The 20,299-nt window shown below is 52.2% G+C and carries 17 protein-coding genes; 10 read left to right on the forward strand and 7 right to left on the reverse strand.

Going from position 1 to position 20,299, the window contains the following annotated elements; genetic code table 11:
* Positions 1-58 precede the first annotated feature (58 nt).
* The 4 genes from CRP01_RS06860 to CRP01_RS06875 all read left to right on the forward strand — a co-directional run bounded on the left by CRP01_RS06860 (position 59) and on the right by CRP01_RS06875 (position 5,863).
* Positions 59-1,126 (forward strand): serine hydrolase domain-containing protein, encoded by a 1,068-nt coding sequence (locus tag CRP01_RS06860; RefSeq protein WP_170110262.1) that lies wholly within the window; start codon positions 59-61, stop codon positions 1,124-1,126.
* A 46-nt stretch (positions 1,127-1,172) separates the two neighbouring features.
* On the forward strand, positions 1,173-2,879 hold the full coding sequence (locus CRP01_RS06865; RefSeq protein WP_099149280.1) for an N-acyl-D-amino-acid deacylase family protein: 1,707 nt from the start codon (positions 1,173-1,175) through the stop codon (positions 2,877-2,879).
* Between the two features lie 72 nt (positions 2,880-2,951).
* Positions 2,952-4,694 carry a hypothetical protein gene (locus CRP01_RS06870; protein ID WP_099149281.1) on the forward strand — a complete coding sequence of 581 codons (1,743 nt, stop codon included), beginning with the start codon at positions 2,952-2,954 and terminating at the stop codon, positions 4,692-4,694.
* Between the two features lie 200 nt (positions 4,695-4,894).
* Positions 4,895-5,863 (forward strand): penicillin-insensitive murein endopeptidase, encoded by a 969-nt coding sequence (locus CRP01_RS06875; protein ID WP_099149282.1) that lies wholly within the window; start codon positions 4,895-4,897, stop codon positions 5,861-5,863.
* A gap of 2 nt (positions 5,864-5,865) precedes the next feature.
* Here CRP01_RS06875 and CRP01_RS06880 read toward each other — a convergent pair whose 3' ends face one another.
* The 3 genes from CRP01_RS06880 to CRP01_RS06890 all read right to left on the reverse strand — a co-directional run bounded on the left by CRP01_RS06880 (position 5,866) and on the right by CRP01_RS06890 (position 9,155).
* Complete coding sequence (locus tag CRP01_RS06880; protein WP_143473299.1) at positions 5,866-6,645, reverse strand: copper resistance protein NlpE; 780 nt, start codon at positions 6,643-6,645, stop codon at positions 5,866-5,868.
* A 111-nt stretch (positions 6,646-6,756) separates the two neighbouring features.
* Positions 6,757-8,097: a serine hydrolase gene (locus CRP01_RS06885; RefSeq protein WP_099149284.1), complete on the reverse strand. Its 1,341-nt coding sequence runs from the start codon at positions 8,095-8,097 to the stop codon at positions 6,757-6,759.
* A gap of 155 nt (positions 8,098-8,252) precedes the next feature.
* Complete coding sequence (locus CRP01_RS06890; RefSeq protein ID WP_222845669.1) at positions 8,253-9,155, reverse strand: alpha/beta hydrolase family protein; 903 nt, start codon at positions 9,153-9,155, stop codon at positions 8,253-8,255.
* A 56-nt stretch (positions 9,156-9,211) separates the two neighbouring features.
* Here CRP01_RS06890 and CRP01_RS06895 point away from each other — a divergent pair, with 56 nt between their 5' ends.
* Positions 9,212-10,069: an ROK family protein gene (locus CRP01_RS06895; RefSeq protein ID WP_099149285.1), complete on the forward strand. Its 858-nt coding sequence runs from the start codon at positions 9,212-9,214 to the stop codon at positions 10,067-10,069.
* Here CRP01_RS06895 and CRP01_RS06900 read toward each other — a convergent pair.
* Positions 10,048-10,491 (reverse strand): YybH family protein, encoded by a 444-nt coding sequence (locus tag CRP01_RS06900; RefSeq protein WP_099149286.1) that lies wholly within the window; start codon positions 10,489-10,491, stop codon positions 10,048-10,050. The genes CRP01_RS06895 and CRP01_RS06900 overlap by 22 nt on opposite strands.
* 235 nt (positions 10,492-10,726) lie before the next feature.
* On the opposite strand from CRP01_RS06900, the gene CRP01_RS06905 reads away from it, so the two are divergent.
* From CRP01_RS06905 to CRP01_RS42165, 3 genes are all read left to right on the forward strand, one after another.
* Positions 10,727-12,622: an amidophosphoribosyltransferase gene (locus tag CRP01_RS06905; protein ID WP_099149287.1), complete on the forward strand. Its 1,896-nt coding sequence runs from the start codon at positions 10,727-10,729 to the stop codon at positions 12,620-12,622.
* A 266-nt stretch (positions 12,623-12,888) separates the two neighbouring features.
* On the forward strand, positions 12,889-13,032 hold the full coding sequence (locus CRP01_RS42160) for a hypothetical protein (protein ID WP_170110263.1): 144 nt from the start codon (positions 12,889-12,891) through the stop codon (positions 13,030-13,032).
* 265 nt (positions 13,033-13,297) lie between these two features.
* Complete coding sequence (locus tag CRP01_RS42165) at positions 13,298-13,441, forward strand: hypothetical protein (RefSeq protein ID WP_170110264.1); 144 nt, start codon at positions 13,298-13,300, stop codon at positions 13,439-13,441.
* A 189-nt stretch (positions 13,442-13,630) separates the two neighbouring features.
* On the opposite strand, the gene CRP01_RS06910 is transcribed toward CRP01_RS42165, so the two are convergent.
* The 3 genes from CRP01_RS06910 to CRP01_RS06920 all read right to left on the reverse strand — a co-directional run bounded on the left by CRP01_RS06910 (position 13,631) and on the right by CRP01_RS06920 (position 17,567).
* Complete coding sequence (locus tag CRP01_RS06910; RefSeq protein WP_099149288.1) at positions 13,631-14,833, reverse strand: ATP-grasp domain-containing protein; 1,203 nt, start codon at positions 14,831-14,833, stop codon at positions 13,631-13,633.
* A 66-nt stretch (positions 14,834-14,899) separates the two neighbouring features.
* Positions 14,900-16,408 (reverse strand): leucyl aminopeptidase family protein, encoded by a 1,509-nt coding sequence (locus CRP01_RS06915; protein WP_099149289.1) that lies wholly within the window; start codon positions 16,406-16,408, stop codon positions 14,900-14,902.
* A gap of 28 nt (positions 16,409-16,436) precedes the next feature.
* Positions 16,437-17,567 (reverse strand): alpha/beta hydrolase, encoded by a 1,131-nt coding sequence (locus CRP01_RS06920; protein WP_233752639.1) that lies wholly within the window; start codon positions 17,565-17,567, stop codon positions 16,437-16,439.
* 399 nt (positions 17,568-17,966) lie between these two features.
* Here CRP01_RS06920 and CRP01_RS06925 point away from each other — a divergent pair, with 399 nt between their 5' ends.
* Together CRP01_RS06925 and CRP01_RS06930 are read left to right on the forward strand one after the other, a co-directional pair.
* On the forward strand, positions 17,967-18,875 hold the full coding sequence (locus tag CRP01_RS06925) for an ROK family protein (RefSeq protein WP_099149290.1): 909 nt from the start codon (positions 17,967-17,969) through the stop codon (positions 18,873-18,875).
* Between the two features lie 43 nt (positions 18,876-18,918).
* On the forward strand, positions 18,919-20,292 hold the full coding sequence (locus CRP01_RS06930) for an NHL repeat-containing protein (protein WP_099149291.1): 1,374 nt from the start codon (positions 18,919-18,921) through the stop codon (positions 20,290-20,292).
* Positions 20,293-20,299: the final 7 nt, after the last annotated feature.

Raw genomic sequence — 20,299 nt, forward strand, 5'->3', positions numbered from 1 at the left:
CACATGGCGGCAACTGACCACGCATCGTTCTTCATTTGTTAATAATCTTTTCGGGAATATGAAAACACTTTTTCAGGGATTTTTCCTTTTGCTATTGCTGAGCACGGCTACAGCTCAGGCCCAGACTTTTCCGGGTGAGGAATGGACTTTTAACGAAACGCCGGAACAGGATGGCTGGGACCGCGACAAGGGCCGTGACCTCTTTCGCTATCTGGTCGACAGTACACACATCACCGGCATGGTGGTCGTGCATAAAGGACAGATCGTTTTTGATTACGGTGACATCGTTGAGAACAGCTATATCGCTTCCTGCCGCAAAAGTGTGCTCGCCATGCTGTACGGTCGCTACGTGGAAAACGGGCAGATCGACCTGAGCAAATCGCTGGCGGACCTCGGCATCGATGATGTCACGCCCCTCCTGCCCCGGGAAAAGGAGGCTACTGTCCAGGATCTGATCTCCGCCCGTTCGGGTATTTTTCTCAAAGCATCCAATCCCGGCGACTTCCTGGAATTTGCGCCGAAACGGGGCGTGGAAAAACCCGGAAATTACTGGCTTTACAACAACTGGGATTTTAATTCGGCCGGTTATATCTTCGAAAGCCAGACGGGTAAGGATATCCACGATGAGGTGACCGTACAACTGGCCGAACCACTCCGGATGCAGGACTGGGACCACTCACTGCAGCGCAAATCCGGCAACCTGGAAGTCTCCAGATTCCCTGCCTACCACATGTGGTTCTCTACCCGCGACATGGCCCGGATCGGTCTGCTGATGCTGAACCGCGGCAACTGGGACGGACAGCAGATCATCAGCGAAAGCTGGATCGACGAAATGCTGAAACAGCGTACGACCTACCAGGAAGTCAATAATAATGTGCCTATTTTCCACGGTACCGGCGTCGATTTCGGCTACGGTTATATGTGGTGGCTCTGGGAAAACGTGAAGGACGAAAGGCTGAAAAATGCCTATTCGGCCATGGGAGCCATGGGTCAGAGCATTACCGTTTATCCGGAAATGGACGTTGTGGTTGCTTACAAAACGAAGAGTGCGTACCGCCGGGTCAATTCCCAGCAGGTGCGACTGGATATTCTCAAAAAAGTAGCGGAACTATACCAGCCGGAATAAACCTGCATCCAAAATTTCCATCAACCAAAGTATAAACAACGAACCAATGCTGAAAAAGCTATTGCTCTTCATAGCCTTATTGAGTTTTCTGTCTGCGGGAAAGACCACCGCGCAAAACGAAGCATTCGATATTCTGATCATTAACGGTCGGATCATTGACGGCACCGGCAATCCCTGGTTCTACGGGGACGTAGCCATTAAAGACGATCGGATCGTCCGGATCGGCACCATCAAAAGCAGAGATGCCAAAAAGGTCATCGATGCCGACGGACAGATTGTCTGTCCCGGCTTTATCGATATTCATTCCCACGCCGATGATACCCACGGCCGCAATAATCTGCGCTCCGATGACCCCATGCTGCGCGCTGCGCATAATATGGTCATGCAGGGAGTGACCACCCTGGTGGTGAATCACGACGGTCGCAGTCCGGGCTCCATCGCCGAACAAAAACGCGCTATGGAAAGCGGCGGTATCGGTCCGAACGTAGCGCTTCTGGTGGGCCACAACTCCATCCGTTCCCGTGCCATGGGTAGCGACTTCGAGCGCCTCGCCACTCCGGCGGAGATCGAAAAAATGAAAAATATGATCCGGGAAGGACTGGAAGACGGCGCTTATGGCCTCTCGGCCGGTCTGGAATATACGCCGGGCCGCTGGAGCAATACGGAGGAGGTGATCGAACTGGTCAGCACACTGAAAGCCTACGGCGGCATCTACATTGTACACGAACGCTTTTCGGGATCCGATCCGATGTGGTATCTCCCCAGTCGCGACGGGCAGAGCCCCGGCAACGCCATCGACAACATCACCGAAGTCATCAAGGTGGCGGAAGCAACGGGCGTACCGTCCTGCGCCACCCACATCAAGGTCAAGGGCGCCGATATCTGGGGCGCCAGCACTGCCATCGTGAACCTCGTGGAACGCGCCCGGGCACGGGGCGTGGAGGTTTGGGCCGACCAGTACCCCTACAACACTTCCGGTACCGACGGGCGGACAACCCTGATCCCCCGCTGGGCCGTTGACCTGGATAATGCGAAAAACGCGACTACCTATCGCGACGCGCTGGAGCAGACCCTGGCTGATCCGGGATTGTACCAACAATTTGAAATGGATGTATTACGGGAGATCGAACGCCGGGGCGGACCGGAAAATATTGTCGTTTTCGAATTTCCCATCGAATCCTATATCGGTAAGTCCATTGCTGATATCGCCAAAGAACAGGACCTTTCGCTCCTGGAAACCGCTATTCACCTCCAGATGAAGGGGGACCCGCAACAGCGGGGCGGCGGTCGGCTCCGCGGCTTCTCCATGTCCGAACAGGATATCGAGATCTTCGCCCGCCAGCCCTGGGTGATCACCGCATCCGACGCCGGACTCGGGGTACCGTTTAACCCGGTGCACGCCCGCTTTTACGGAACCTTTCCCAGGAAAATTGCCTGGTACGCTAAAGAAAGAGGGGTGATCAGCGTGGAGCACGCCATTCGATCGGCCACCAGTCTTCCGGCCCAGTTCATGGGCTTCAGGGACCGGGGCCTGCTCCGCGAAGGCTATAAGGCCGATATCACTATTTTCGATCCGGACCAGATCAAGGATAAAGCCACCTTTTTCGAACCGCATCAGTATCCGGAAGGCATTCGCTCCGTAATCGTCAATGGGACCTTTCTGGTAGACGAAGGCCAACTACAGGAAAAAACCCTGCCGGGAAAGATCCTCAGTATCAAGGATAGCCGGCGGTATAGCGTGGAACGCCCCTAGCTTTACCGTAAAAGTGAAAGACCATGAAAGCATAAGGACCATACTACAATTCATTTTACCAAACCCTTATACATGACCAGTCAAAGAATCTTCTCTTGCCTTTTGGCCTTTTCCGTATTGCTGGCGGGCTGTCAGGAAAATACGGATCAACCGGGGTCGGGCCCCGGCTTCAGTATTGCCTTACCGGACACCGGACAGGATACGACTTACGACGGGCGGCTTATTCTCATGCTCTCTACCAATGAAGAGGCCGAACCGCGCTTCCAGATATCGGACGGACTGCAAACGCAGCTTGCCTACGGAATGGATGTGGAGGGCTGGGCCGCCGGAGCGAGCCTGGATTTTGCTACGGAAGCCTTTGGCTATCCGATCGAAAGCATGCAGGATATTCCCGCCGGGGAATATTACGTGCAGGCACTGCTGCATAAGTACGAAACCTTCGAACGAGCGGACGGCCATACCGTAAAAATGCCGATGGACCGGGGCGAAGGCCAGCAGTGGAACCGGGCACCGGGCAATCTGTACAGCACCCCGCAGAAGATCAGTTTTGATCCGTCCGACGACGAGACCTTCACCATCACGCTGGATCAGGAGATCCCGCCGATCAAAACGCCCGAGGATACCGAGTACGTGAAACACATCAAGATCCGGAGCGAACTGCTCAGCGATTTCTGGGGGCGCGATATGTATCTGGGCGCCCACGTCCTGCTCCCCGAAGGCTGGGATTACCATCCCGATGCGAAGTACCCATTGGCCATTTTCCACGGACACTTCCCCGCTGACTTCGGCGGTTGGCGCACCACTCCACCGGATACTTCGGAGCCCTGCGTTTTCAGCGCCCGCTTTGGGGTCGAATGCTACAACCACGTTGTGCAGCAGGAAGCCTACGATTTTTATAAAATGTGGACCGGCCCCGATTTCCCCCGGGTGATCGCCATTGAGGTCCAGCACGCCAATCCGTTCTACGATGATTCCTACGCGGTAAATTCCGAAAATCTGGGCCCGTACGGAGATGCAATTACCTACGAACTGATCCCCTACATTGAAGAGCAGTTTCGCGGTATCGGCGAGGGCTGGGCCCGGTTTACCTACGGAGGTTCTACCGGTGGCTGGGAAGCCCTGGCGGTACAGGTTAAGTATCCCAAAGAATACAACGGCTGTTATGCGGCCTGTCCGGACCCGATCGATTTCCGGGCCTATTGCCTGATCAATCTGTACAAAGATAAAAATGCCTATTTCCTGGACAGCCAGTTCAAGCGCAACGAGCGGCCCGGCCACCGCGACTCGCTGGGTTTCGTGGACGCTACCGTCAAGGATATGAATTACCGGGAACTGGTACTGGGTACCAAAAGTCGCTCCGGACAGCAATTCGATATCTGGGAAGCGGTTTATTCGCCGGTGGGATCCGACGGCTACCCACAGCGGATCTGGGATAAAAAAACGGGAGTGATCGATCCGGAGGTGGCCGAATACTGGCGGGAGAACTACGATCTGGCTTATATTATGAAAAGAGATTGGGCGACGATTGGTCCTGACCTAAAAGGAAAGATCGCCATCTACTGCGGCGATATGGACAACTATTACCTCAACAATGCCGTCTATTTGACGGAGGCCATGCTGGAAGCCACTACTGATCCGTATTATGACGGTGAAGTGGATTACGGAGACCGGGCGGAACATTGCTGGAACGGGGATCAGACCCAACCCAACGCCATTTCCCGCCTACGTTACCACCGGATGTTCATTCCAAAATGGACCGCATCGGTAGCGGAGCGGGCACCCAGCGGTGCGGATCTGACGTCCTGGAGGTACTAAATCCCCGAACGAAAGCTGGCGGCACCAGGATTTTTCTATAGATCCTAGTGCCGTTAGCCCGGATCGGATCGAGTTAGCCCGAATTGCCGGAGTTTGATTAGTAATATGCCCCTCAGCATAAATGGGAACAAAGGCGTATTTTTCACCCTGAGAGTCCTGACTCCGTCAATTGCTGATCCCCAAACGACCATGTAATAAATATGACCCGACTCAAAAAATATTTTCCCTATCTGCTGGCGCTGGTAATCGCCCTGCTGTATTTCGGCCTGCCGGTCTTTGCAGACTACCTGACCAGTAAACCGCAATTTGCCAAGTACGCTTCCCGGGACGCCCCAAGAATTGTGGAGGGCATTCAGCAGGCACTGGTCTACCCTATCGGTCAATGGATACCGTCTCCCTGGCGGGATCTTATAGTATTTCCCTACTGGTTATTGATCTTCCTGGCTATCGGCTGGGTCTATCAAAAAACGCAACCGGTTTCCCGCTACCTGCTGTGGGCCGGTCTGGGTCTGATTGTTCTCTTGTACCTGTTCCCCAATCTGTTGCTGCTGGCGGAGCGTTCGCGGCCAAGCCTGGCGCATGGCTCCGTGAGGGATGGCTGGATAGAAGGTGCCAAGCGACTGCCTTTCCGGGGTGCGAATTTCACCACCTACTCTTTTCCGGGATATTTGTTTGGGCGTACTTACGTTCACGAACGGGTCCGAAAAACGGTACTGGATGCTTTTGCCGCCAGTACCGAAAAGGTACCGGAAACGACTTTTGTGATCGGGGAAACCGGACTACCGGATGGCGGGGTTTTTCATCCCCACCGCACGCACCGGAACGGCCTGAGTGTAGATATACTGACTCCGCTTTTGCGGAACGGCCGGCCTTACCAAACCCACCATCTGTTCAACCTGTGGGGCTACGGCCTGGAGTTCGATGATGCTGGAAACCTGAACGCAAATACGGCAATCGATTACCAAAGTCTGGGCGTGATCATCCTGGCGCTTAAAGAAGCGGCAGCGGAAAACGGCCTAACAATTGAAAAGGTGATCTTTGATCCCGTTCTACGCCCGCCCCTATTCGCCACGGAAGCGGGGAAGAAGATCCGGGACCTGCCCTATACCCGCAACCGCATTATCCTGCGGCACGATGATCATTTTCATATTGATTTTGGGATGAGATAATGCTAAGTCCCGTCCGCAACCTTTTTCTTTTTTATCAGGGGTGCAGCCAGCCAGGAAGTGTTGACTTTTCCACGATGCTGGTAAAAATAGGCGCGGCGGCCTTTGATGATCACTTCCCGACTGCGCGGCATTCGCTCCGTATCGACGGGATGGACAATAGACAGGGAAAAATAGTTGGCCCCTTCCGGTTCGACCGGGAACCATTTGATATCCTCAAAACCGTAAGTCATGAAGCCGATCTGTGTGACTTCCTGGGCGGGTATCCGAACTTCGTTGTTCTCCTTAACCACTACCTGATTTTTTATCCTCGGCGCAAAAGCACAGTTCCGTCTTTTTTCATGCCTGACCAGGTGATGGTAATTCCGTTTTTTATTGATGTAGACGGTGAGTTGATCAAACTCGAAGGATTCGCTCGATTGTAAGACTTCCGCTTCGTAGGTCTGCAGCAGATAATCGATCCGGAGGGTAATGGAATCCTGGTCTTTTAGCTCCGCAGACTCAAAGGTCGTTTCAATTTTCCGCTCCCGGAGTTCCGGATTGAGGATTACTTCATCCCCATTGCTCACCCAGTTTCCCTGAGTGACATATTTCCCGTATTGGTAAAAGAAAACCGGATCTACCGTGCTTAGGCTGAACGTCCCGTCCGTTTTCAATTCCAGACTGGTCAGCGGCATGCCATTATAGTCCGTATAATGACCGGCAAATTCCGGATTAAATTGTTGGGCGGAAAGTTTTCCGGCAACAATGATCAGTAGAAACAGAGTAAAGGCGCATCGCTTCATTACCGTTTTATTTTCCATGACAGTGCATAAAACAGAAACGATGCAATGCGCCTTTTAAGCGTTTATTCGGTCAATAATATTTTTCGCTTTATTGAATGATGCGGCAGCTGCTTATTCTATCCGCTTGCCCGGGTGGGAACCATTCTGATGCAGGATCACTTCATTCACTACCCCTTCATCATTAACCACAAATTCCAGTTTGGCATTTACGATCTTTGAAAAGAAGATCGTCTCACTTTCCGGAAAAACAGGGGAAACGTTCTGGTTGGTCGGATGGATCAGCAAATGATCCCCGTTTGGTTCGATCTCAATGTCAAAGCCGGGGAATAGATTGTAAGTACCCGCGTACTTTTCGAGTATTTCGGGTCCGACCTCTACAACTTCCAACTCTTTGGGCATTTCGACCTCTTCGCCCAGATACATTTTGGCCATATCCTGAGCCACCCGGGTGCTGTTGGCCGATTCCAGGTTGGCGAGTACGATAACGGATAGTTTTTCTTCCGGCATCAGGATACCCATAGAACGGAAACCGTCGATCCCACCGCTGTGCGAATACACCGTTTTACCGGAGCGTTCCTCTATGGTCCAGCCGAACCCATAGTTATTCAAAAAGGGGGTGAATATTTTTTCGTAAGCCGCTTCGGAAACGATCTTTTTCTCCAATAGCGCACGGTGCCAGCGCAACAGATCCTCCGTTGTGGAATAGAGGGCGCCGGCCGCGCCGGCCATATCCGTAACGATGTTTCCGGCTTTTTCCGGATAATCGCCCACCGCCGCGTAGCCTTCGGCCATATTGGGAATAACGTCCCGGTAGTGTTCGAAGCCGGAATTTTTCATGCCCAGCGGATCGAAGATATTTTGCTTCAGATATTCATCGTAGGGTACACCGCTCACTTTCTCAATGATCATGCCGAGCAGGTAGTAGCCCGAATTGTTGTATTTGAACTCGGAACCCGGTTTGAACTCCAGTTCCTTATCCCAGAAGTTTTTAATAAAATCTTCGGGTGCTTCTTCCATGCTGCCCCGGTGTTTCATGATCTCCGCCATGCCGGTATAGCTGGGAATTCCCGAACTGTGCGTAAGCAGATGATGAATGCTTACTTTTTTACCGATTTCTTCGGGATAATCCGCCAGATAATCCACGATGGGAGCTTCCAGGTCAATTTTGCCCTCTTCCACCAATTTCATGACGGCCATTGCTGTGAATTGCTTGGTGATCGATCCGATCCTGAATTTGGTAGTGGGCGTTATAGGTACGCCATATTCGATGGCGGCCTCCCCGAATCCCTTGGAAAACAGGACCTGATCGCCGCGGGCCACCAGCACGCTACCGCTGAATTGCTCTGCGTCCGTGAGCAATTGGAGGTAAGTGCCCATGCGCTCGGCTGCGCTTTGACCAAATAATTCTCCGACAGTGACCAGTAATAGTAATAATGTGGACAGGTTCTTCATGCGCTACAGTTTTAGTTTTGGTATCCAAACTTGCTCCTTTTGGGGATCAGCACACGAAATAAATAGACCAATCGGTAACGGTTTTTGATGGATGCAGGAAAATTACCAAATCCACACCAGCCTCCGGCAACTACCCAAACGGGAAACGATCCGGTCTAGTTTGCCGTTTTTCGGCTCAGCTTACGGATCGCTTTTTCGATCTTCGGCCAGGCGACACTCCCCGGAGCGATCACTTCAAAATGGCCGGCGTTTTTCACTTTGACGATCTTAACGCGATCACCTTTGGCCCGGGCCTGCTCAAAATACGGCTGTAGGTGGGTGAGCGGGACAATCGGATCTTCCATGCCGCTGACCAGGACCTGACGGACGCCGAGCGGAGCCATCTGCAAGGGCGATGCCTGCCGGTAACGTTCCGGCATATTTTCCGGTAAACCACCGATGAGTTCGTCCACACTGGTCCCGCAGCTTTGGCCTTCGCGCACTAGATAGCCGGCCGGGTCTACAATGCCGGCCAGACTGACCACTCCGGAAAGGGGCAACGGATCACCAGTTTTCAGTTCACTGCCGGCCGGTAGCTGATCCTGCGCTCCGAGCCAGAGAGCGAGGTGCCCGCCGGCGGAGTGTCCGGTCACCACTACGTGATCCAGGTCCAGTTGGTATTCATCGGCAATTTCCCGGAGGTAATTGACACCCTTGGCCACATCCAGAAAAGTATTGGGCCAGGCGCCTTCCCGATCTCCGACCCGGCGGTATTCCAGATTCCAGGTAGCATATCCCGCTTCGGTCAGCGAAGTGGCCATCGCATCCATCAGGTGCAGGTCGTAAGCGGACAGCCAGCATCCGCCGTGAATGATCACCACCACGGGAAAAGGCTGATTCCGGGCCGAAGGCAGGCGCAATTCACCGAATTGCAGCGAATCGGGTCCGTAACTGATCACGGCATCGGCCGGTGCAACCGGCAAAGCGAGCACTTCGGGTACCCGCATCAGCTTAGATTGTGCAGACAGGTGCAGTTGGCAAAAAGCGACAAACAGCAGGCAATAAATTAATTTTTGCATGGAAGCTTTTAGATATTTATTTCAAGAATAGTAACTTCTGGCCGCATCTTGAAAATATGGATAAAGAAAATACAATAATCGGAGTTGACCTGGGCGGCACCAAAGTGGAAGCCACCCGGCTACGGGGCACTGAGATCCTGCAAAGTGAACGCAAACTGATCCAGGCGCAGGGCACCGCCGATCAGGTCCTGCAGGATATGATCGAGGTCATCCAGAGGGTCTGGTCGCCGGACGTTTCCGCTATCGGCATCGGAGTTCCCAGTATCGTAGATGTTGAACAGGGAATCGTATACGATGTTCAAAACATTCCGTCTTGGAAAGAGGTCCCGCTCAAGGCTATTCTGGAGGCTCAATTTGAGTGCCCGGTCGCCGTCAACAATGACGCCAACTGCTTCGCTCTGGGAGAAAAGCATTTCGGGGAAGCGAAAGATTTTGACAATGTGGTTGGCCTCATCGTAGGTACGGGCATTGCCGGCGGTATCATCATCAACGGCCGGCTGTATACCGGGCGGCACTGCGGTGCCGGAGAATTTGGCATGCTCCCCTATCTCGATCATCATCTGGAATATTACGCCAGCGGCCAGTATTTCGCCAACATCCACGGTACCGACGGTGCCGCGGTAGCGGAGCGGGCCATGCGCGGGGACGCCACGGCTCTGAGCCTGTTCAAAGACTTCGGCTACCATCTGGCCAGTGCCGTCATGGCTATCCTATACACCTACGATCCGGAAGTGATCGTCATGGGCGGCTCCGTGAGCAAAGCTTATCCATTTTTTGCACAAAGCCTACAGGATCGATTAAAGACCTTTGCTTATCCAAAGGTGATCGAATCCCTCCAACTGCGCATCTCACAGCATCCCAATATTGCCGTTCTCGGTGCAGCCATGTTGTGCTACGAAGCCGAGGAGGAATGATCCGCTACAATGACCCAGTCACCTTTGATCTTTCGCCACACCAGTAGAAAATGGCCGGTTGGCTGGTCGTTTTCGCGGGTGAGGGTATATTTTCCGGTAAGCATGATCACTTTTTTGCTCAGTTGCTGGACCTCCAGGATATCGAACTTAAGTTTCCCCATAGCCGCCTGATCGGGATAGACCCGCTTGTAGCGTTCCAGCGTATTCTGCCAGCCGTAAGTCACCCCATTTCCGCCGATAAACTGTAATTTTTCCGAAGTCCAGTAGCCGACCATGAAGGCGTCGATATCTCCTCGGTTCCAGTCATCCGCCTGCCGCAGCAAGATGGATTTTACAGTCTCGACATCCTTGTTTTTCTGGGCAGAAAGCCCGGTAGCCGTTCCGGCAAAGATCAGTAATAGGCAAATTTTGATCCAATTCATATTTACAACAAGTTTTATTAGGTCGGTTTCGGGACCAGATATTCAGGCCACCGGTACCGCAAAATTATTGCCTGAATATAGCAAAAGCGTTATGAATGGTTTACCTTTGCGTCTTTATTGCAGAATCCACCTCCATTCCCGTACAACTGACCTGAAAAAATGCCGATAAAACGGTCATTCTGCGCTGTCCGGCAGCGTAATTTTTAGACGCAAACAATTAAACGTCAGCATATCCATGAGTGATGCTATCAAGCACGAATGCGGAATTGCACTGATCCGCTTGCTAAAACCATTAGAATATTACCAGGAAAAGTACGGTACCTCCCTGTACGGACTCAACAAGCTGAAGCTGTTGATGCAGAAGCAGCGGAACCGCGGTCAGGACGGTGCCGGTATGGCAACGATCAAGATCGGCGCCGAACCGGGTACTAAATATATCAGCCGGCGCCGAAGCAATGCGCCCAACTATATGTCCGACCTGTTTGATGGGGTGTACCGTCGCTTTAAGGATCTGCCGCCCGAAAAGCTGAACGATCCGCACTATCTGAAAGCCAATTTGCCCTATACCGGCGAATTGCTGCTCGGACACCTGCGCTACGGCACCCACGGCGAAAACGTCATCGAGACCTGCCACCCCTTTCTGCGGCAAAACAACTGGGTAAGCCGGAACCTCATCCTGGCCGGGAACTTCAACCTGACCAATGTTGACGAATTGTTTGACGAACTGGTGGAACTGGGTCAGTCGCCGAAGGAGAAATCGGATACGGTAACGGTACTGGAAAAGATCGGCCACTTTCTGGACGATGAGGTACAACGCCTGCACACCTGGTTCAAACCGGACGGCTACACCAATAACGAGATCAACGATCTGATCTTTAAAAACCTGGACGTACAACGTCTGTTGAGACGGGCCAGTAAGAAATTCGACGGAGGTTACGTGATGGCCGGACTGATCGGCCACGGTGACGCTTTCGTTCTGCGGGACCCGAACGGGATCCGTCCGGCATTCTACTACTACGACGATGAGATCGCAGTGGTGGCCTCCGAACGACCGGCCATTCAGACCGTACTGGACGTTCACCACAGCAAGGTTTCGGAACTCAAACCCGGCCACGCTTTCATCGTGAAGCGGGACGGACAGGTATCCGAAAAACCTTTTATCGATCCCAAACCGCGCGCCGCCTGCTCATTCGAGCGGATCTACTTTTCCCGCGGTACCGATCGCGATATCTATCTGGAAAGAAAGAAACTGGGGGAACTGTTGGCCGACAAAGTACTGGAAGCCGTGGATTACGATTTCGACAGAACGGTATTCTCCTTTATTCCCAATACGGCGGAAACGGCCTTTCTGGGGATGATCCAGGGCATCGAGCGCCGGCTGGACGACATCAAAAAAGAGAAGATCGTCAATCTGACGGAAAAGGAACTGAACAGCAAAAAACTGGAAAAGATCCTTTCCCTGAAGCCACGGGTGGAAAAACTGGTGGTCAAGGACGCCAAGCAGCGTACTTTCATCGCCGATACTACCTCCCGGGGAGCGATGGTTTCCCACGTATACGACGTGACCTACGGTATTGTGGAAAACGAACGGGATACCCTCGTACTGATGGACGACTCTATTGTTCGCGGTACGACCATGCGCGACAGTATCATCCGGATCGTATCCCGCCTGCGCCCCAAAAAGATCGTGATCGTTTCTTCCGCTCCGCAGATCCGCTTTCCGGACTGCTACGGCATTGACATGTCGAAAATGGGAGAATTTGTCGCTTTCCGGGCCCTGGTCGAGCTTCTGAAGGAAAACGGGAAAGAAAACCTGCTGCAGGAAGCCTACGAGCGCTGTAAGCAGATGGAAAATCTGCCCAAGGAGCAGATCACCAATGCGGTAGCCTCCCTGTACAATGAGTTCTCTTACGAATGTGTTTCGCAGAAGATCGCCCAGATCATCTCTCCGGACGACATCAAACCGAAAGTAGAAGTGATCTACCAGACCATCGACGGCCTGCAGGAGGCTTGCCCCAACAACAACGGGGACTGGTATTTCTCCGGCAACTACCCCACTCCCGGCGGGAATAAGGTAGTCAACAAGGCTTTCGTCAATTACATGGAAGGAAAGAACGAACGGGCTTACTAAACGTCCGATCTTATCGAATATAAAAAAGGTGCATACCGATCAATTTAGCTCAGGGTGCACCTTTCTTTTTTGCGTTGTCCGACCTTAGTTCGACTTTAGCATTTTATGTTGCGTCCAGTAAATAGAATGGGAAAACGGACATTCTGTGATTAATACATGGCCACGGCTACGCCCTTCAATATGAAACCCCTTACTGATCTACAGATATCTTCGCAGCTACGCCGCTGACATCGATAAGGGCGTAGCCCTTTAATATTTGTAGCTGTATGATTGAGATCAGATCGGGGAAGGGCATAGCCCTGAAGATAAAATGGGATTTCTCCGGCAACTACCCCACTCCCGGCGGGAATAAGGTAGTCAACAAGGCCTTCGTCAATTACATGGAAGGAAAGAACGAACGGGCTTACTAATAGTCCGATCCTATCGAATATAAAAAGGTGCATCCCAATCAATTTAGCTCAGGGTGCACCTTTCTTTTTTGCGTTGTCCGGCCTTAGTTCGACTTTAGTATTTTAAGCTGCGTCCAGTAAATAGAATAGGGAAACGGACATTATGTGATTAATACATGGCCTGGGCTACGCCCTTCAATATGAAACCCCTTACTGATCTACAGATATCTTCGCAGCTACGCCGCTGACATGGATAAGGGCGTAGCCCTGTAATATTTGTAGCTGTATGATTGAGATCAGATCGGGGAAGGGCATAGCACTGAAGATAAAATGGGATTTCTCCGGCAACTACCCCACTTCCGGCGGGAATAAGGTAGTCAACAAGGCCTTCGTCAATTACATGGAAGGAAAGAACGAACGGGCTTACTAAACGTCCGATCTTATCGAATAAAAAAACATGAGTTCATCCTGATTTTTTTCAGGACTCAAAAATAACCTCGTAGCGGTTAAACATTCGTAGAAAAATAGTCGAAATGCTGGTTTCGACCTCTCTTAGGTCATACACCGCTTTTTATAAAATTCGGGTTGATTCATGTTCCTTTTTTGGCTCAGTTCGACTTTAATGCGTCGGTTTATCCGGTGCCGGCGCGCTGGCGTGGAAATCATTAAAGATCCGCTGCGCGTATTTATCCAGCAGTTCGAGCACCCGTTCCCGGGTTTCCGCGCGCACGATCAGTCCCACGTGGTGCTTTTTATTCATCCGCCAGACGATCTCCGCATCGTCGAATACCGAAAGGTCCGGCCATTCGAACCGCGATAAAGACACGATGATACCCGCATAATCCTCCCGGACCAGCGGCAACTGGTAGGCCGATTCCGTCGCCATGGCGGTTTCTATCTTGGCCCATTCCGCCCAGAGGTTGATCCCGGAGGAAGCCTCCACCATTTCGGCCAGGTGCGCCCCGCCTACCCGGGAGGACGTTTCCAGAAAATAAAATTTGCCATCTTCGTTTGACTTGATGTATTCGGTATGGGAAGCACTGAAGCGCATGCCGAAAGCCTCCATTACCTTGGTATTAAGGATCTTGAGCGCGCGGTCATCATCCCCGCCGAAGGGTACGGTATGGGAACGGAAGATCCCTCCGCCGTGGGCTACCTCAAATGGCGTATCCAGATAGCGGGAAACCCGGCAGAAAATAACCTTCCCGTCTACCGAAAGGGCATCGGCATGGTAGACGTTGCCGGGTTTAAACTGTTCCACCAGGTACTGATGTCTTTTATCTCCAAGTTCGTGGATCACCCGCCAGAGTTCCTCGGCACTGTGCACTTTACGGATACCCGTAGCCGAAGCTTCCGCCCGCGGTTTGACCACCCAGGGCGCCGGCACATTGGCCGCAAACTGGTTGATGGCCTCATCGTTAAAAAGGGAGGAGAACGGTGGCACGGGGATACCTTCCTCCGCAGCCTTCTGCCGCATAGCCAGTTTATCCCGAAACAGGCGGGCGGTGGTTTGTCCCATACCGGGGATCCGGAACTCTTCCCGCAAATAGGCCGCTTTTTCCACATCAAAATCATCCAGAGCCACGATGCGATCTACCGTCCGGCTCCGCAACAGCCAGGCCATGCCGCCCGCCAATTTGCCGAAATTCTCCGGGGTATTGGAGTCGTCCTCCATGTAGAAGAATTCATCAATAGCTTCCCGCGGCCAGGCGGCGTCTTCCAGTTTTTTATTGGTCAGCAGAAAAACGGTATTGCCCGCTGCCTTGCAGGCACGCATAAAATCGACGCCTTTGAAGTAACAGGAGATGCAAAGAAAAGTCATAGGTTGTATTTATGAAGTGTCAGGGAACGGATCCGCCGGACGGCATCCTTCCCCCAATATACAAACTCACGCCTGTTCTGTATCGGCAGGAGCAGGACTTATTTTAGTCAGGTATTCGATCAATAGCCGGATGCCGTAAGCGGTTGCACTTTTTTGCATGCTGAATTCCGAGTCGCCAAAGGCAACTCCGGCAATATCCAGATGCGCCCAGGCCGGATGGTTTTCCGTGAAAAATTCCAGGAATTTAGCCGCACCGATCGCTCCGGCAACGGGTTTTCCACTAAAGTTGCGCACGTCGGCTACATCCGATTTGATGTCATCATTGTAAGCATCCCAGAGCGGCAGTCGCCAGACCATTTCTCCGGTCGTCTCGGCTACAGTGTTCAGTTGCTGATAGAGTTGATCGTTGTTGGTGAAGATAGCCGCAGCGTGGTAACCCAGGGTACGCACCGTACTACCGGTAAGGGTGGCCAGATCGATCAGCACTTCCGGTTGGTAATGGCGCAGAATATAGGCGATACCGTCCGCCAGGATCAACCGGCCTTCGGCGTCCGTATCGATGATCTCGATGGTTTTGCCGCTGTAGGAATCGATCACGTCACTGGGTTTGACCGACTTGGCATCCACACTGTTGTCCGTTGCGGGCACCACCCCTATGAGGTGTATCGGCAGCTTCAGTTTGGCGGCCATTTCCATGGTCCCGAAAACGGCAGCAGCTCCCCCCATATCGCTTTTCATGTAATGCAGATTGGTGGAGGGCTTGATGGACAGGCCGCCGGTATCGAAGGTCACGCCCTTACCCACCAGGCCGATACGGGGTAATGACTCGGATTCCTCTTCCGGCTTATACTCCATAACGATGAACATTGGAGGGTTGGCACTGCCCTGATTAACGGCCAGCAGGGCGTGGAGTCCAATATTACGGATCCGGCCCATGTCCATGATATCTACCCGGAATCCGTTCTTATCTCCCGAGCGCATGGCCCAGTTGGCCAGATCAGCCGGTATCTTTTTGTTGCTCGGGGCGTTTACCAGATCCATCATATCCCATTGGGTCTTCGCCATTTGCAGTCCTTTTTCCGCCGCTTTCCGGCAGGCTGCTTTTTGATCTTCGGCAACCTGCAGGGTGAGGCCGGCGTTTTCGGACCAAAGCGCAGGTTTATTTTTCCGCTCGGACTTATAACGTCCCATCTGGTAGCCCCCCAGATAGCAACCGTTGACGGCGGCTTCTACCCATACGGGCAGGGCGGGGGTATCCGGTACGTGGAAAAAGCTGATGCCAACGTTTGCCGGCAGTTTTTCTTTCTGCCGGTGGGCCAGGGTGCGAAAGGCACGTACAATATCCACGGTTCGGTCCTTCCGGCCCAATCCGAGTAAAAATACTTTTTGTCCCTTGGTGTAAAGTGGAAGGATCTCGCAGTAGTCCGCTTTAAAATCCTGTTGAAAACTCTCCAGGCTCAGGCCGGTGATCTCGGCTATCTTTTTCAATTCCGCCTCCAACTGATCATTGGCGGCAATAGGAATGATCGAGACCTTTTGCGAAAGGTTTGGTGTAGCTGTAAATTCGAATGTCATGATCTAGGCTTTTGGGAGTTCGGGAGTTTCAGTTTTTTTTATCGAAATATAACCATTCTATGGCTCGTGGAAACTCCTCCCCCCATCGTTTTTCATTGTGCTCCCCATTGGGGTCTATGGCTAGTTCAAATTGCATACGCTGGTCCTGACCTTGCTTTTCCAGCGCCGCTTTAAGTTTTTGTATGTTGGGTATCACGTTGGCTCCTTCCGCGCCACCTCCGTAGAGATACACCTTGGTGCGCAATACATCCTGGAACTGTATGGCGTGAAAATGAATGTTCGGCGCAACCCAGAGCGAAGGAGAGAAGATCATCAGTTTGCTGTAGATGTTCGGATACATCAACCCGGCATAAATGCTGATCAATCCACCCATCGAACTGCCTCCGATCCCGGTATTTTCCCGTTCCGGCAGAGTACGAAAATGACTATCCACGTAGGGTTTAAGTGTATCGGCCAGAAAGCTGACGTACTTTTTCCCCTGCCCTACGCCCAATCGCGTGCGGTAACTCGGCGTAAACTCCTCGATCCGTTCATCCTCAGCGTGATCGATAGCAATAATGATCAGTTCGTGGGTGCCCCGTTCGGCCATTATGGCGAGCTTCTTATCCACTCCCCAGCTACCGAAAGGTGCGTAATCATCAAACAGGTTTTGCCCGTCCTGCAGGTACAGCACCGGATAACGCTTGTCGGAAGTATCGTAATCGTACGGCAACAAGGCTGCGATACGGCGGGTTTTGATCAGTTGCGGGATCTCAAATGCATCGGATATCACCTGGATGCGGGGCAGGAATTCCAGCGGGTAGGTGCGGCCGGAAGTTTTCCAGCGCACGACTATATCGCGACGATGTCCTTCCTCGGTAGTGACCATGCGGTTGGAGACCTCATTACCGTACTGATCCAGTTCTACTTCATCCCAGCTACCTCGGTGGTATTTGTATTCCAATACCGGCGGCAGTTCTTCGAGCGGGATACAAAGTTCGAAATGCCCGGGTGCGGTTCGGGTCAGTTGAAAACGTTCGTCGTGGATATGCCAGTCGTTGAAATTCCCGGCCAGATAGATGGCGTGATCGCCTTCCTCCACACTAGTCTCCAATTCAAATAAAAAGCACGAAGCCGTACGCATTTCCTCATCCTGCGTTTTGGCCTTTGAATTTCCCATCGTTCTTGTAGTCAATCGGCAGTGACGGGTATTCAGTAATGGATAGATTCTGAGTGATCATTTACCGGTATATCTCCGGAACTCGTTTTGCTGTCTACTGATCACCGTCAACTGCAACGTACTTTTCAACAAAAGCCTGAAAAGCCAAAATATCCGGCAAAGTTAAGAAAACAGTGAGCTTTATTAGGGATTCCCAATAGGAGTTTTAAATTTGTTTTCACACAGGAGTTGTTTAATCTTTCCTCTTTTTGCTGCGCGCAAAGCACGGCGGCTCCCGGCTTCTGCCATTTGCCCCGTACCGCCCGGATACCGAATTTCCGATCAGCTATTCCGGCAAACACCGTTCACTGCGTTTCGGCGAAAGGAAAATTTAAACCGTTCCATAAAAAAGAAGAAAAGATGGCATATATCTGGGGCATTGATCTGGGTGGCACCAAGATCGAGGGAGCGGTATTGGACGCTAATGACAACTGGCGTGTCGTGCACCGGCAACGTATTCCCACCGAACAGGAACACGGTTACGAACATATCGTCCGTCAGATCAAACGGCTGGTTGACCTGATCGGAGAAGCCGTAGGCCAACAACCGGAAACGATCGGGATCGCCACCCCGGGCACGATCGATCCGCCGACCGGGTTGATGAAAAACAGCAATACGACCTGCCTCAATCATAAACCTTTCCACGCCGATGTGGAGGCAGCACTCGGCATTCCCGTAAAAATGGCCAATGATGCCAACTGCTTCGCGATTGCGGAAGCTAAAATGGGCATCGTACAGGATGTCATGCCGGGAGCACCCGTCGTTTTCGGCGTGATCATGGGCACGGGTGTCGGCGGCGGTCTGGTGATCAATGGGCAGATCCTGACCGGAGCCCAGGGTATCGGCGGGGAATGGGGGCATACTTACCTCGACGGTTCGGGCGGTCCGTGTTATTGCGGCAACGTCGGCTGTACCGAAAAAGTGATCGCCGGCCCATCGCTGGAAAGATTTTACGCGGTGCTGGCCGGTCAGAAGCGCTCGCTCAAGGAGATCTACCAACGCCATCAGGAGGGTTCCGATCCGATCGCCAGCCGCACCATTCAACGGCTGTTGCACTTCTTCGGAAAAGGCATCGCCAATATCATCAATGTAGTGGATCCGGATGTGGTCGTCCTCGGCGGTGGCGTGGGCAATATCGACCTGCTCTACACGGAAGGAGTAGAAAGCGTGAAGGAATTTGTTTTCAACAATCGTTTGGATACGAAGTTTTTAAAGCCGAAACTGGGGGATAGTGCGGGGGTCTTTGGTGCGGCTATGCTGGTGGGGTGAGCGTGGGTTTTGCTGTTTACACTCTAAAAATTAAAAGGCCACTATGCACTTCATACACGCCCGAACCGGGAAAACTCATTATCTACTCACCATTGCTCTACTACTCATCGTCTCTACTTCCTGTCAAAAGGAAAACGATGCCCAGAAGATGGATCTCGAACCCGTTAGGGATATATCGATGAGGGATAATGACAACCAGGGAAATGCGTCCGACATCGAAGTAAATTTCACCAAGCAATTCAATACCAGTCCTATCGAATTGTACCGCATATACCTCCTGAAATCGAACCAACTGGCCACCCATGATCTTTCCTTTCTCGAATCTCTCTCCGAAGCGCACTACGTGGAAGTCGCCCCGGACGATATTTTTCCAGTGCAGGGAAAATTGCTCAAGCAGCAAATGCTCGATACCGATGGGGATCAAATAATGGAGGGGGCGTCTTACCGGACGGCAGTCGTATCGGCACCTAAAGATCCTGGTTTATGGCGTCCGTCCTTAGCGTACAGTGAAGTGGACCTCGTCCCGGCCCAAAATAACCTGGTGAAGCCCTATTCCAGTTCACTGGAAACCGGAGCCGGAAATTTGGCCATAAGTGATCAGGGTACGCTGGCCATGAGTCCGTACGATATCGTTGCTGACCTGAGCGGAAGCAACACGGAAACCTCACCGGTGCATTTTTTTGATGCAGCGGCATCTTTCACTGCTCCCAATCAGTTATTTGGCGTGATGGGAGGCAGTGCATTTGACAGCCGGGGTAATTTTTACATGGCCCATACTTTCGCGGGCCAGATCCTGAAAATTGATGACAATGGCGTCATGAAAATGTTTGAATACGCGGGTCCGGAGCTTTCCGAACCGGACGGGATCTTCATTAATGCCAAAGATGAGATCTTTATAGCCGATCGCAAGACCGGAGCAGTGATCAGGATCTTACCAGATGGCACCGGAGATCTGGTAGCTGTTATCGAACCCGGCGTGCGGGGCCTCACCGGAGACGACGCCGGCAATCTTTTTGCCTCCATGAACCGGGAAAACGGAGCGATAATTAAAATTACTCCGGATGGCCAGACCTCGAAATTTGCCCAAATCCCCACATTTGTTCCGCCGGATTATCTCCCTCCTTTCTTATCCTGGACCGGTTATCTCACGTACCATCGCGGTGACCTCTACATAGCCGGCACTTCCACCCATCGTATCTATAAGATCGACGCTATTGGTACGGTAACTGTCTTTGCCGGGTCCGGCACCAAACTCTTACCAAAAGGAGATGCTCTCACCGCGCATTTTAATCGGCCTATCGGGCTTGCCTTTTCCGCTGACGGTAAGCATTTATTCGTCAGCGGCTGTCTGGATGTAACACCACAACATGTACAAGCCTCCAGGCCCTCGAGAATTTATGAGATTGAGATTTTTTAAGACGGGA

It is taken from the genome of Flavilitoribacter nigricans DSM 23189 = NBRC 102662, assembly GCF_002646595.1.
GTDB classification, from domain to species: domain Bacteria; phylum Bacteroidota; class Bacteroidia; order Chitinophagales; family Saprospiraceae; genus Flavilitoribacter; species Flavilitoribacter nigricans.